This is a genomic window from Pseudoalteromonas sp. Scap06 (genome assembly GCF_013394165.1).
Classification (GTDB): Bacteria; Pseudomonadota; Gammaproteobacteria; order Enterobacterales; family Alteromonadaceae; genus Pseudoalteromonas.
Map to the genome: position 1 here is coordinate 725,946 of NZ_CP041330.1, position 12,681 is coordinate 738,626.

Here is a 12,681-nt window from a genome sequence, read left to right on the forward strand (position 1 = left end):
TTTAATGTCTGATAATCCACTTTTATCGCTTGGCGATAGTTATGAAGCACTAGTAAACAAGTTTAAAGTGCAATTGGCTGGTAAGTATCCTCAGCAACTAATAGCGCCCAATACTGTATTAGTGCAACAAGGCGATGTACAAGGTTATGGGTATTTAATTGTGGACGGAGTTTTAGGCGCTATTCATGATGACATAGACGGCGTGCAAAAGTGTAAAGAATTTTATTTTAAAGATGAATTTGCGTTGCTGTTTGCCAATTGGATGACCTCAACACCTGCGTTTTATCAATTAAAAGTGATTAACGAAGCCAATGTAATTAAAGTACCACTAACACTATTTGAGCAAGCACAGTATCATCTGATTAAGCAGCAGCTTATTGCACAGCAACTTATTTTTAAAGAAGCCAAAGAGGCATTTTTATTACTTAATAGCCCCGAGCAGCGTTACTGCTATTTACTCAAACATAAACCTCATTGGTTGGCGCAGCTAAGCTTAAGCCAAGTGGCAATGTATATAGGCATTTCGGCTATTTCGTTGTCACGAATTCGTAAGCGACTTAACTTAAGTTAAGTGCTGTTTTCATAAAGCACTATACACTCCCCATTTTTAAGCCTTAATACTTTGGAGTGTTATGTTTTTAATTGCCCAATCGTTAGTAGCAGCCGCTACTTTACTCGACTTAGCTTCATTTCAGTTTAAGTCCCGACGAATTATTTTAAGCTGTTTATTTACCTCAGTATTATTAACCTCTGCTCACTTTTTTATATTGGGCTATCACAGTGCTGGCTGCTTAATGTTTATTGCCGCGGTGCGTTATTTTTATTGTATTTACTTTAAGCATACTTGGGCTATGTTTGGGTTTATGGCTGTCAGCTGCTTAGCCGTTTATTTTACTTGGCAAGATTGGTTTAGCGCCTTTGCATTGGTGGCGACATTAATACAAACCATTGCTTCATTTCAAAATCGAGATTTGCACTTAAGGTTATGTATGGTGGTGGGAACCTCTTTTTGGATAACACATAATATTTTCGCCGGCTCGCCAGTGGCAATAATCATGGAAAGCCTATTTTTAAGTAGTAACTTACTGGGACTATACCGCTTTTATGTGGGTAAAAAATCGCTGAGCGAACCGCAAATTCAGCCCTAAACACCTAGGTAAAAAACTGTGCAGCAATAGCTTTTAGCAGGTAAGTTTCGCGAATAATCGATAGCCCTTGCTTGTCACTGTTTGCAAGTGTGCGTTCGTTATGAGCTATCGCTTGAAAGATATCAACCCATTTAGCCTGCATGCCATTTTGTTTTTCGTAGTGTTCAAGCTGTGCTTGGCCTAGTTGCTCATCAATTTGGCAGAGGTAGCAGTATGATTTTATATGAATAATATCAAAGTCATCTTTGTGCCAAGGGCGGTACTCTTCGTAAAGCCCAAACTCGCTACATATTTTTATATTTTGTGCGCCAGTTTCTTCACTTAGTTCTCTGATCAACCCTTGTTCAATGCTTTCATGCGGGTCAATTCCACCGCCAGGTAAGCTAAAGTCGTCATAGCGCTGAGTATACATAAGTAAAATGTGTTGTTGCTTAAATGCAATAGCGCGAGCGGTTGGGCGAGAAAATTGACGACCTTGCTCAATATTGATTGAGGGATGAATGTAGGTTTTTAATAAGCGCATAACAACTCCTGTAATAAAAATAAATTATATCAGTTAGTTATATTAATTGCTTTAATAGAGATTTAATAAGCCGCATAAAATAGCGCTATTTCAGCGCCTATACAGCTACTTATGATTAAACTATTGAATTAAAAATAAAACAGCCGCACTTTGTACCTTAATTATGTATATCTTTCATTTACTTTAAAGGGCAAGTAGAATAGTGAAAAAGCACAGGGATTATTCATGTTAAATATACTTTTAGTCGATGACGACATCGAATTCAGCGATGTTATTTGCCATATTGTTGAGTTTCTTGGCCACAACATTAATACAGCAACCAGTTTAAAAGAAGCACATCAGTGGTTTGAAAATAATACTTTCGATCACGTGCTGCTCGATTTTATGTTACCTGATGGCAGTGGCTTGCATTTATTAGATCATTTAAAAATGATTGGTCAATCGCCTAAAGTCACCCTTATTTCTGGTCACCCTTCGGTTAAAGGTATTTTAGCTGAGATGTGTGAGCCTAATGTGTCGCATCTATTAAAGCCGCTGCAACGTGAAGATTTAGAATTAGTATTAAACGGCCCGAAAAAAACGGTTAAAAAAGCGAAAAGTGCCGCCATTACACACCATTTTGACACGCTTATTGGCGAGTCTGCGCCCATGCAACAGCTTTATACCATGATAGAGCGCGTAGCTAAAACTAATGCTAACGTTATGCTTATGGGTGAAAGCGGAGCAGGTAAAGAGGTGGTAGCGCAAGCTATTCATAATGCCAGTAAATGCGAAGGTCCACTGGTGGCGAGTAACTGTGGTGCGCTTTCAAAAGAACTTATTGGTAGTGAATTATTTGGTCACGAAAAAGGTGCATTTACCGGTGCTATTGCCCGTAAAGAAGGCGTGTTTGAACAAGCCGATGGCGGAACGTTATTTCTTGATGAAGTCACTGAAATGCCGATTGATATGCAGCCTAATTTATTGCGTGTACTTGAAACTAAAAAAGTAACACGGGTTGGTGGTAATCGTGAGTTACCAGTAAATTGCCGTGTTATTTCAGCGACTAACCGCTCTCTTACCGATTTAGCGCAGAATAATATTTTACGTGAAGATATTTACTTTAGACTCGCTGTTTTTCCAATTGATATACCGACACTTCGAGAGCGAAAAGAAGATATTCCATTACTCGCAAAAGCATTTTTAGGGCAGTTGAACGATGAAAATGGTACAGCGTTTGCGTGGACTAATGAACAACTTAAAGAGCTACAAACATACGACTGGCCAGGTAACGTACGTGAACTTCGCCATGCTATTCATCGCGCTTTTATTATGAGCGATCCGCAAACTAGCACAATTACATTACCTGACAACTTAGAGTCACCTTTTTCAAGGGTTAATACTCAATCTGAGGACAAACAGGTATCAGCAGGGCAAACAATTGAAGAAGTTGAAAAAGAACTTATTCATGCCACGCTCGATAAGGTACAAGGTAATAAAACTTTAGCAGCACAAATGCTGGGTATTAGTACTAAAACCTTATATAACCGTTTAAATGCTTATGGTGGTATTGGCGAGTATAAATAACCAGTATGCAAATTTAATAACAACAAAACGAGGATTTTGATGGCATCGTCAGAAAAAACAAAACCTTTGAATGAGCTGGTACACGACGCACGTGCGCCACTAAATCGTATTTCGATGAATGCTGAACTAATTAAGCTAGTACTTGAAAACGATATGCCAAAAGATAAAGCACTCGCTGCACTGGATAAAATAATTGCTAATTGCCAAGCGTGCAGTGACAGTTTGCAGCTTATTTCAGAATCGAAGTAACCCTAATTAATTCAGGACGATAAATGATTAAACGCAAACAGCAAGGCAAGGCAAATGTAGTATGGGCGTTATTTATATCTATAGTGCTGTGTATTATTGTTGGTAATGCTTTTTTAGCCATTAATACCATACAAGGCCTAACGCGTACTCAACAAAGTTTAGATAACACTAATATGCTAAGTACGGCGATAGAGCAATTGCACCTTTCGGTGGTGCAAGCTGAGTCGGGGCAGCGTGGGTATTTATTAACTCAAACGGATGATTATTTAGTGCCTTACTACGATGCCGTCGCACAAATAAAGTCTCAAACGAACCATGTGAGCGCCTTACATTCTGAAATTGACGGGCAAGCTGAGCGTATTGCACAGCTGTTACTATTGGTTGAAGCTAAAATAGATGAGCTTAAAATAACGGTTAAATTAGCATTAAACGATAAGGAAAAGCGTGCACTTCTGAGGCTCAATACACATGAAGGGCGTGACCTGTATAGAGAGATCCGTGCATTGGTTAGTGATATTCAAGAGCGTGAGTTGCTCTTTAAAATCAGCCACTTCTCTAAATTAGAACAAATTAAGAAAGAAGCTAAAATCACTTTTGGTATAACAGCAGTTACCAGTGCATTGTTGATTTTGGGTATGTTTTTATTAGCTAGGCTTAATTTAAAAAATGCGGCCGAGTATCGTGCCGAGCTTGAAATGCAAAATGAAACTTTAGCCAGTAAAGTGAGTGAACGTACTCAAGAGCTTACCTTGTATTCTGATGAATTGAGTCGTAGTAACCGAGAGTTAGAAGAGTTTGCTTTTGTTGCCAGTCATGACTTGCAAGAGCCGCTAAGGAAAATTCAAGCATTTAGTGATCGGCTTGAAAGCATGTTTAAAGACGAGTTGGGCGAAAAAGGCGCTGATTATATTGCCCGCATGAAAAATGCAGCGCAAAGAATGTCTAACTTAATTAATGATTTATTAGAGTTCTCTCGAGTAACGACCCGAGGTAAAGATTTTACTGATACCGATTTAAACAGTATTCTGAATGATATAAAAGGTGATTTAGAAATAGCGATTATTGAGTGTAATGCACAGGTTGTTACGGTTGAGATGCCCATTATTCAGGCTGATCCAAGTCAAATGCATCAGCTGTTTTTAAACTTAATTTCAAATGCAGTGAAGTTCAGAGCGCCTAACGTGGACCCAGTTGTTAATGTTGACTTTGAACGGGTATGTGAGTTTAGTGAAGATCATAACAGTGAGATATGCTGGCACGTTATTACCGTAAAAGATAATGGGATCGGCTTCTCTGATGAGTACGCGGATAAAATATTTGTACCATTTCAACGTTTGCATGGCCGTTCAGAATATAAAGGAACGGGTATTGGTTTATCTGTATGTCGTCGAATCGTAGAGCGACATGGCGGCTCTATTGCTGCGATAAGCTCCCTAGGTGAAGGGGCAACTTTCATTATTAAATTACCTGTGAATGCAGAGTTATTCACACTACAAGGAGAGGCATAATATGCCACTAACAAACGTAAAACCGATTACCATTTTGATGGCAGACGATGATGAAGATGATCGTTTATTAACCCAAGATGCGCTTGCTGAAAGTCGCGTTTTAAATGAATTACATTTTGTTGAAGACGGTGTTGAACTCTTGGAGTATTTAGAGCGCAAAGGCAAGTTTGTAGATAAAAGCATCTCGCCAAGACCAGGCTTAATTTTACTTGATTTAAACATGCCGAGAATGGATGGTCGTGAAGCGCTTGAAGCTATTAAGGCAAATCCAAACCTAAAAGGCATTCCAGTGGTAATTTTAACCACATCTAAGCAAGAAGAAGACATGGTTAAAGGTTATAACCTAGGCGCTGCGTCTTACATAACTAAGCCGGTTACGTTTGACGGGTTAGTTGAGTTGATGAAAACGCTGGGTAAATACTGGGTTGAGTTTGTAGAGCTACCAAGCACGTTTAACGATTAAGCATATTATTAAAACAGGAGACGCTATGTTAGCAAAGGCAACGAAACTGCTATTGGTTGAAGACGATGAAGATGATTACATTTTAACTCGTGACTATTTAGAGCAGCTCAGTTCCCATGTGTTTGACATAGACTGGATAAGCTCTCCTGAGCAGGCGGTGGAAGTGTTGAGTAAAAATCAACATGATATCTGCTTGCTTGATTATCGCTTAGGGGCATCTGATGGCTTGAGTGTTTTAAAACAAGCGCTTAAAAATGGTTTTTGTGGGCCTATTATTATGCTTACAGGGCAATCAAACGATGCCCTCGATTCAGCTGCGCTTGATGCCGGAGCGGTTGATTACTTAGTTAAAAACGAAATGAGTGGTAGCCGGTTTGCTCGCTCTATTCGCTACGCATTAGCGCGCCGTGATGTAGAAGATGAGCGAGTGGAACGCTTAAAAGCCGAGGCTGAAAACCGTTCAAAAGATCGCTTTTTAGCACATTTAAGCCACGAATTACGAACACCGCTATCTTCTATTTTAGGTTATACAGAGTTGTTGATGCTCAGTGACTTTAACAAGCAGGCTGAAAACGAGCTCGGTGTGATTTATCGTAATGGTAAGCATTTATTAAGCTTACTGAATGACGTTTTAGATTTATCTAAAATTGCTGTCGATAAACTCGAACTGAGTTTAGGGGAGGTTAACCTTGATAGCTTAATGGCCGACGTATTTACCTTAATGCGTGTATCGGCGCTCGATAAAGGCTTATCACTAAAATTTGAATCACTGGAGCCTTTACCATTAGTCATTCGTGTAGATGCGACTCGAGTTCGACAAATACTCATTAACCTGATCAATAACGCGATTAAATTTACCGAGCAAGGTGAAATTGTGGTTAATGCGTGGACTGACATGGTTGATGAGCGTGAAATGTTATTTTTTAGTATTAAAGACTCAGGCTTAGGTATTGCTCCTGAAAAACAAGCCCTTATCTTTAAGCCTTTTGAGCAAATAGCTGATGTAGAGTCGCGCTCAGTAGGTGGTGCAGGTTTGGGCTTGGCTATTTGTTCTGAACTACTTAGTCGTATGCAGGGGGATATTTCATTAGACTCCCATGTAGGTAAAGGATCAACGTTTACCATTTCCCTGTACCCTGGTGATATCAGGCAGGTAGAGCGTAATTTATTAAAGCTGGATTTAACCCCCAATATGCAGCAAAAAGTAGCGCCCTGCCAGGTGAGTGGTAAGGTGTTGGTGGTTGATGATTTACGCGATTTACGCGTGTTAGTTGGTCACTTAATCGGTTCAGCAGGCGCTGCGGTCGATTATGCTGATAATGGTAAGCAAGCACTTGAAAAAGTAAAAAAACAGCTAGCAGACGGGCACACTACCTACGATATTATATTTTTAGATATCCATATGCCGGTAATGGGCGGAAAAGAAGCTGCTATTGAGCTTAGAAAGCTAGGATTTAAAGGCGCAATCATAGCCTTAACTGCAGCAACTATGAAAGGCATTCATAACGAACTCAATGCGTTAGGGTTTGACGATATGATTGCCAAACCTGTAGATTCCCACTTGCTTTATCAATGCTTAGAGTTAAGGCTCGGGCAAAAAGAACAGCCTACTTCATCTATTCAGCCAATGCCTAAACCGAGTAGAGATAAGAAGTGCTTTTTATTAGTAGAAGATGATGCTGATGCCGCACAAATTACCCAGCTATTACTAGAAAGCTTGGATGTGGATACCGATATAGCAGCAAGTGTTAAAGACTGTAAGGCAGTACTAGAGCATAATAGTAATTACGATAAAGTATTACTTGATATGCATTTGCCAGATGGTACCGGTTTAGAGCTGGCTGGGTTTATTAAACAGCATTACCCTAATATTAAGCGCGTTATTATTAGTGGTATGGAGCCCGATGCTGTGCATATCAGGCAACTAGAAATAGAGCAGGTATTGTTAAAACCAATAAATTTATCATTACTCAATCAGCTTGTTTAACAGCCTATTAGCTTACCTAGATGTTAAAGGTTTAACCACAGATTGGCGTATAACTAACTCGGGCTCAAATAACGTTTGAATAGGGTGTACGCTTTTTTGATAAACATGACTAAGTACCCACTGCGCTGCCACTTTACCCATCTCATCGATAGGATAGTTTATAGTGCTCAACGGAGGGTAAACGTGACGGGTAAAAAACACGTTATCGTAGCCAATAATTGAAAGCTGCGAAGGTAGTTGTATACCATGCTCTCTGGCACTCACCATGGCACCAGTGGCCATTTCGTCATTGGCACACACCAAGGCGGTAAAGGCGGGGTTATTTTTATAAAGTGTAGCAAAGCCTTCATAGCCACTTTCTTCTACAAAGTCACCTTCAAATAAATTGTTTTCATCAAATTTAATGGCGAATTCAGCAAGCGCTTGTTTATGCCCATTTAAGCGTTCCTGAGCATCTTTTTTCCATAGTGGACCGCTAATATAGGCAATGTCTTTATGGCCCGATTCAATAATGTATTTAGTGGCTAAATAGCCACCTTTAGTATTATCAAGAATAATACAGCGGTCGGCGAGCTCTTCAATATAGCGGTTTAGCAAAACAAACGGGGTTTTGCCTTTACTGAGTTTTATTAAGTATTCATCACTAATAGCTTCAACATGCAAAATAAGTGCGTCGCAATTGCGGCTAATTAAAAATTCGATGCCTTGTTGCTCTCGCTCTGCGTCACTGTGGCCTGCGGTAATAATAACGTGTTTACCTTGGTTTCTTAGGGTGTTCTCTATACCGCTCATCATCGGCCCATAAAATGGACCCTTAAGCTCTGAAACTAACAAGCCCGCGCTATTAGAGCAATTAGAAGCCAGTGATTGCGCAATAGAGTTAGGGCGGTAGCCCAGCTCTTCCATGGCTAAGGTGACTTTTTTTCTGGTTGCATCACTTACGTTTGCATTGTTGTTCATTACTCTTGAAACAGTGGCAAGTGACACCCCTGCAAGCTTTGACACTTCATAAATGGTGGCCATACTATTCCTTGCTACAAATTGCTTTTCTGTGTTAAATCGGCAGTGATTTTTTTAATGGTTTTATTGTCTAGGCTGTATTTACTCATTATTAATGCCACAAGTACACTACCAATCGCGGGGTAAAGTGTGAATGAGGTTAAAATACCATTTTTAGTTGCCTCGCTTAATTCCACATTGGCTTGATATTGATAATAAGCAAGTAACCAACCGGCAATCGCTCCGCCTAATGCAAGCCCCAATTTGATAAAAAATACGATGCTTGCGTAAACTAAACCCGTGAGTCGACGGCCATTCTGCCAGACTCCGTAATCAATAGTATCAGCCATTTTTGCCCATAATAAAGGCGTTGCCATTTGAGTGAAAAAACACCATAAAAAATACACCAAAAACGCTAGTAAAACGTGTTCATTAGGGATAAAAAAAGCAAGGCAGCTCAATATGGCGGAAATATATTGTAGATAAACATAAGCCACTTTTTTATCAAAGCGTTTACTTAAAGGTTGTGCGCAGGCGCAGCCTAGAATATTACCAATCATACCTAAGGTTACAAATTCGGTGATTAAATCTTCTTTGCCAAGAACATATTTTACATAGTAAATAGCCAATGTCGTGCGCAACACCATACTGGTCAATAATACCAGAGCCGCCATACACAAGATTTTAAACGGCTGATTTTGCCATAAAACATGAAGTTGTGTTTTTAAAGATAATTTATGCGGTGGATTGCTCACTCGCTCTTTGGTGTAACGAAAACAAATTAGAAACAACACCACACCGAGGCAACTCATAACCAGCATAGTAAGTTGATAGCCCATTTCGTTATTACCATTACCAAACCATGTTACTAAAGGCAAAGTGCAGCTTGTAACCAATAAACCTCCGAGCATGCCAAACACAAACCGGTATGATTGAATGGAGACACGTTCGTTAGGGTTGCTACTTAATACGCCGCCAAGTGCCGAATAAGGAATGTTTATTGCGGTATAAACTAACATTAGCAGGGTGTAGGTAACGAAGGCGTAAATAATTTTGTTGGCGTCACCCATCTCAGGGGTAGTAAAAGTAATCACGCTTATAACGGCAAAAGGGATGGCAAGCCAAAGTAGGTAGGGTCGGTAGCTACCGTATTTAGTATGAGTGGCATCAGTGAGTGCGCCCATTATTGGATCAGTTACTGCATCAATAACTCTAACTACTAAAAAAAGGGTGCCCACAACAGCAGGCGAAATACCAAAAATATCAGTGTAGAAAAAAGTTAAAAACAGCATTACGGTTTGAAAAATAATATTACTGGCCGTGTCACCTAGGCCGTAAGCTATTTTTTCTTTTTTACTCAGCATAAAAGCCACTCGTTATTATTTTTGGCGCTGTTTAAGAAAATCACGATACGCAATTGCGCTTTGTTTTAAGGTACGTTGTTGAGTTTGGTAGTCAACATAGACTAGCCCAAAGCGTTTTTCATAACCATAGGCCCATTCAAAATTATCCATTAAACTCCATGCAAAGTAGCCTTGTACATTAACGCCTTGCTCAACTGCATTATGAACGGCATTAAGGTGGGTATGGTAATAATTGACACGTTGTATGTCATCTACTTTACCATTTATTAATATATCAGCCATCGCTGCGCCGTTCTCTGTTATATATACCTTAGGTAAAGTGTAACGATCATTTAGTGAAAGCAGTAATTCGCACAATCCCTGCGGGTATATTTCCCAGCCCATATCTGTGGTGGCAACATTCTCTAAAGAAACTTCGCTAAACCAATGATCAGGGGTATTTTTGTAATGAATACGAGTATAGTAATTAACCCCTAAAAAATCGATCTTTTGGCTAATAATTGCCATATCTCCATCACTAATCTGTGGCTTTGCATCATTTGCAAGCTCATTAATCACTTCAGGGTAACAGCCCTCTAGTACTGCCCGTATATACCATTGGTTATGATAGTCATCAGCTAATTTAGCAGCGCGTTCATCAGCAGTGGTAAGCGGATAGGATGGGCTAAAGTTAAGTACTATACCGGCTTCTATCGTGGGGCAATTCTTACGTATCACTTGCATTGCGAGTCCATGGGCAAGCAGTAAGTGGTGCGCTGCTTGGCGTCCTGCTTTTTGACTTTTTATGCCTGGTGCATGTACCCCTATTTCATAGCCTAGGTAGGCGCTACAAAAAGGCTCATTTAAGGTCGCATAAGAGTCAACTAAGCCCTCTAGTTGTTGAGTTACTATATGAGTGTAATGAGCAAATTGATACGCGGTATCGCGATTTAGCCAACCACCGTTGTCTTCTAAATGCTGTGGTAAATCCCAATGATATAAAGTGACATAAGTTTTAATGTTGCGCGCTTTTAAAGCTTGTAATAGCGATTTATAAAACGACATTCCTTGAATATTCAAGCTGCCATCTTGGTGTAAAACGCGTGGCCAAGAAATCGAAAGACGATAAGCGTCTACAGCTAAATCAGCAATCATTTGTACATCTTGTTGCCAATATTCAATGTGTTTACATGCTTGGTTGCCGTTACTGTTATCTGCAATGGTGTTTGGTTTGTTACAAAAAGTATCCCAAATACAGGGGAGGCGGGTATCGTAACTTCCCTCTATTTGAAAAGAGGCTGTAGCAACCCCAAAAATAAACGGCGGCTTTAAGAGGGCTGACGTGCCTGGTAAGGAGATTGTTTTAAACACAATGAGATACGTCCTTAAGCTTGCAAATAATAATGAGCTTTACAGTAGTTAGCTAAGCAATATAAATTGCATAATACAACAATGTAAGCGCTTACAATATTTTTGTAAATAAATTGATAAATTTTCTCTATATGCTATAAATGTAAGCGCTTACATTTGGTGTTGCAACTATTATCTGCATTTTAAGTTTTACTAAACGCAATAAAATAGAGGTAACAATCTGATAATTAAAAAATAATTAGAGATTATACTATGGCACATATCACACAGCCACTACCGGCAGCAGAAAACAGCCAAAAACCAGGGTCTACACACACCTTTGCGTTAACATCGCTTACGACCTTGTTTTTTATGTGGGGTTTTCTTACTTGCCTAAACGATATTTTAATTCCGTATTTAAAGGGAATGTTCTCCCTTAATTACACCCAAGCAATGTTGGTACAATTTTGTTTTTTTGGTGCCTACTTTGTTATGTCAATTCCTGCAGGGAAGCTGGTCAGTAAAATAGGTTACCAATTTGGTATTGTTGTTGGTTTGGTTGTTGCTGCGATAGGGTGTGCACTATTTTACCCCGCTGCAGAGGCACATGTTTACGAGCTATTTTTACTTGCTTTGTTTGTACTTGCTTCAGGGATCACTATTTTACAAGTCTCTGCCAACCCTTATGTAAGCGTATTAGGGCCTGCAAAAACAGCGTCTTCGCGCTTAACTATGACTCAAGCTTTTAACTCTTTAGGTACAACTGTTGCGCCATTGTTTGGTAGTTGGTTAATTTTGTCAGAAATTAGTCAAGCTACAGCAGAACAAGTTAAGTTTCCTTATTTAATGCTCAGTGCAAGTTTATTAACATTGGCGATTATTTTTGCTTTTTTAAAGTTACCTAAATTAGGTAAAGCGATTGACAGTGAAGCAGAAAACCAAGGTGACACTGAGTTTGTTGATTTAGGCAGTGTATGGAAATATCGTCACCTTATTTTAGGCGCGATTGGTATTTTTGTTTACGTAGGGGCTGAAGTGGCCATAGGTAGTTTTTTAGTTGGCTTTTTAACCCTTGATCATATTGCAGGCTTACCAGAGCAACAAGCAGCACATTACATTAGCTATTATTTTGCAGGTGCAATGATAGGGCGCTTTGCTGGCGCCGCGATTATGCAAAAATTAAACGCAGCCAAAGTATTAGCTTGTCACGGTATTTTAGCAGGCTTACTTGTGTTAATTGCTATGACGGGTCAAGGGTCACTGGCTATGTGGGCTATTTTATTAGTTGGATTATGTAACTCTATTATGTTTCCTACTATTTTTAGTTTAGCACTGCAGGGGCTTGGTAAATACACCTCGCAGGGTTCGGGTATTTTATGTTTAGCGATTGTTGGCGGTGCCATTATTCCGTTATTACAAGGTATGCTAGCTGATAACATAGGTGTGCAATTAGCTCTTATTCTGCCCATTGGTTGCTATTTATATATTACTTATTTCGCGCTGTTTGGTGCAAAAAAAACAACGTCAACTCCTCTTTGAGTTTTA

At 39.6% G+C, this 12,681-nt stretch carries 12 protein-coding genes; 8 read left to right on the forward strand and 4 right to left on the reverse strand.

What is annotated here, in order from left to right; genetic code table 11:
- The first annotated feature begins 4 nt into the window (after positions 1 to 4).
- Both FLM47_RS03340 and FLM47_RS03345 read left to right on the forward strand, forming a co-directional pair.
- Positions 5 to 571, forward strand: coding sequence for a Crp/Fnr family transcriptional regulator (locus FLM47_RS03340; protein WP_178955155.1), 567 nt, complete (start codon positions 5 to 7; stop codon positions 569 to 571).
- A gap of 61 nt (positions 572 to 632) precedes the next feature.
- The gene (locus FLM47_RS03345) at positions 633 to 1,148 is read left to right on the forward strand and encodes a YgjV family protein (protein WP_178955157.1); all 516 of its coding nucleotides are present in this window, start codon (positions 633 to 635) and stop codon (positions 1,146 to 1,148) included.
- Between the two features lie 4 nt (positions 1,149 to 1,152).
- Here the strand turns inward: FLM47_RS03345 and FLM47_RS03350 are convergent, their stop codons facing one another.
- Positions 1,153 to 1,671 (reverse strand): NUDIX hydrolase, encoded by a 519-nt coding sequence (locus tag FLM47_RS03350; protein WP_178955159.1) that lies wholly within the window; start codon positions 1,669 to 1,671, stop codon positions 1,153 to 1,155.
- Positions 1,672 to 1,896: 225 nt separating this feature from the next.
- Here FLM47_RS03350 and FLM47_RS03355 point away from each other — a divergent pair, with 225 nt between their 5' ends.
- The 5 genes from FLM47_RS03355 to FLM47_RS03375 are packed head-to-tail and all read left to right on the forward strand — an operon-like array spanning position 1,897 to position 7,444.
- Positions 1,897 to 3,237 (forward strand): sigma-54 dependent transcriptional regulator, encoded by a 1,341-nt coding sequence (locus FLM47_RS03355; protein ID WP_178955161.1) that lies wholly within the window; start codon positions 1,897 to 1,899, stop codon positions 3,235 to 3,237.
- Between the two features lie 39 nt (positions 3,238 to 3,276).
- On the forward strand, positions 3,277 to 3,486 hold the full coding sequence (locus FLM47_RS03360; RefSeq protein WP_138605223.1) for a histidine kinase: 210 nt from the start codon (positions 3,277 to 3,279) through the stop codon (positions 3,484 to 3,486).
- A gap of 23 nt (positions 3,487 to 3,509) precedes the next feature.
- On the forward strand, positions 3,510 to 4,994 hold the full coding sequence (locus tag FLM47_RS03365; RefSeq protein WP_178955163.1) for an ATP-binding protein: 1,485 nt from the start codon (positions 3,510 to 3,512) through the stop codon (positions 4,992 to 4,994).
- A 1-nt stretch (position 4,995) separates the two neighbouring features.
- The gene (locus FLM47_RS03370; RefSeq protein ID WP_010390893.1) at positions 4,996 to 5,457 is read left to right on the forward strand and encodes a response regulator; all 462 of its coding nucleotides are present in this window, start codon (positions 4,996 to 4,998) and stop codon (positions 5,455 to 5,457) included.
- A 25-nt stretch (positions 5,458 to 5,482) separates the two neighbouring features.
- Entirely contained in the window at positions 5,483 to 7,444 is a 1,962-nt protein-coding gene (locus FLM47_RS03375) for a response regulator (protein WP_178955165.1), read from the forward strand.
- Positions 7,445 to 7,456: 12 nt separating this feature from the next.
- Here the strand turns inward: FLM47_RS03375 and FLM47_RS03380 are convergent, their stop codons facing one another.
- The 3 genes from FLM47_RS03380 to FLM47_RS03390 are packed head-to-tail and all read right to left on the reverse strand — an operon-like array spanning position 7,457 to position 11,157.
- Complete coding sequence (locus tag FLM47_RS03380; RefSeq protein WP_178955167.1) at positions 7,457 to 8,467, reverse strand: LacI family DNA-binding transcriptional regulator; 1,011 nt, start codon at positions 8,465 to 8,467, stop codon at positions 7,457 to 7,459.
- 11 nt (positions 8,468 to 8,478) lie between these two features.
- Positions 8,479 to 9,807: a glycoside-pentoside-hexuronide (GPH):cation symporter gene (locus tag FLM47_RS03385; RefSeq protein WP_178955170.1), complete on the reverse strand. Its 1,329-nt coding sequence runs from the start codon at positions 9,805 to 9,807 to the stop codon at positions 8,479 to 8,481.
- 15 nt (positions 9,808 to 9,822) lie between these two features.
- Positions 9,823 to 11,157, reverse strand: a complete 1,335-nt coding sequence (locus tag FLM47_RS03390) for a GH1 family beta-glucosidase (protein ID WP_178955172.1) — start codon at positions 11,155 to 11,157, stop codon at positions 9,823 to 9,825.
- Positions 11,158 to 11,409: 252 nt separating this feature from the next.
- Here FLM47_RS03390 and FLM47_RS03395 point away from each other — a divergent pair, with 252 nt between their 5' ends.
- Entirely contained in the window at positions 11,410 to 12,675 is a 1,266-nt protein-coding gene (locus FLM47_RS03395) for a sugar MFS transporter (RefSeq protein WP_010390899.1), read from the forward strand.
- Positions 12,676 to 12,681 lie beyond the last annotated feature (6 nt).

What these genes read in the sequence shown, in the direction of transcription:
- FLM47_RS03340 (WP_178955155.1), top strand. Translation starts at nt 5, where the DNA reads ATGTCTGATAATCCACTTTTATCGCTTGGCGATAGTTATGAAGCACTA.
- FLM47_RS03345 (WP_178955157.1), top strand. Translation starts at nt 633, where the DNA reads ATGTTTTTAATTGCCCAATCGTTAGTAGCAGCCGCTACTTTACTCGAC.
- FLM47_RS03350 (WP_178955159.1), bottom strand. Translation starts at nt 1,671, where the DNA reads ATGCGCTTATTAAAAACCTACATTCATCCCTCAATCAATATTGAGCAA.
- FLM47_RS03355 (WP_178955161.1), top strand. Translation starts at nt 1,897, where the DNA reads ATGTTAAATATACTTTTAGTCGATGACGACATCGAATTCAGCGATGTT.
- FLM47_RS03360 (WP_138605223.1), top strand. Translation starts at nt 3,277, where the DNA reads ATGGCATCGTCAGAAAAAACAAAACCTTTGAATGAGCTGGTACACGAC.
- FLM47_RS03365 (WP_178955163.1), top strand. Translation starts at nt 3,510, where the DNA reads ATGATTAAACGCAAACAGCAAGGCAAGGCAAATGTAGTATGGGCGTTA.
- FLM47_RS03370 (WP_010390893.1), top strand. Translation starts at nt 4,996, where the DNA reads ATGCCACTAACAAACGTAAAACCGATTACCATTTTGATGGCAGACGAT.
- FLM47_RS03375 (WP_178955165.1), top strand. Translation starts at nt 5,483, where the DNA reads ATGTTAGCAAAGGCAACGAAACTGCTATTGGTTGAAGACGATGAAGAT.
- FLM47_RS03380 (WP_178955167.1), bottom strand. Translation starts at nt 8,467, where the DNA reads ATGGCCACCATTTATGAAGTGTCAAAGCTTGCAGGGGTGTCACTTGCC.
- FLM47_RS03385 (WP_178955170.1), bottom strand. Translation starts at nt 9,807, where the DNA reads ATGCTGAGTAAAAAAGAAAAAATAGCTTACGGCCTAGGTGACACGGCC.
- FLM47_RS03395 (WP_010390899.1), top strand. Translation starts at nt 11,410, where the DNA reads ATGGCACATATCACACAGCCACTACCGGCAGCAGAAAACAGCCAAAAA.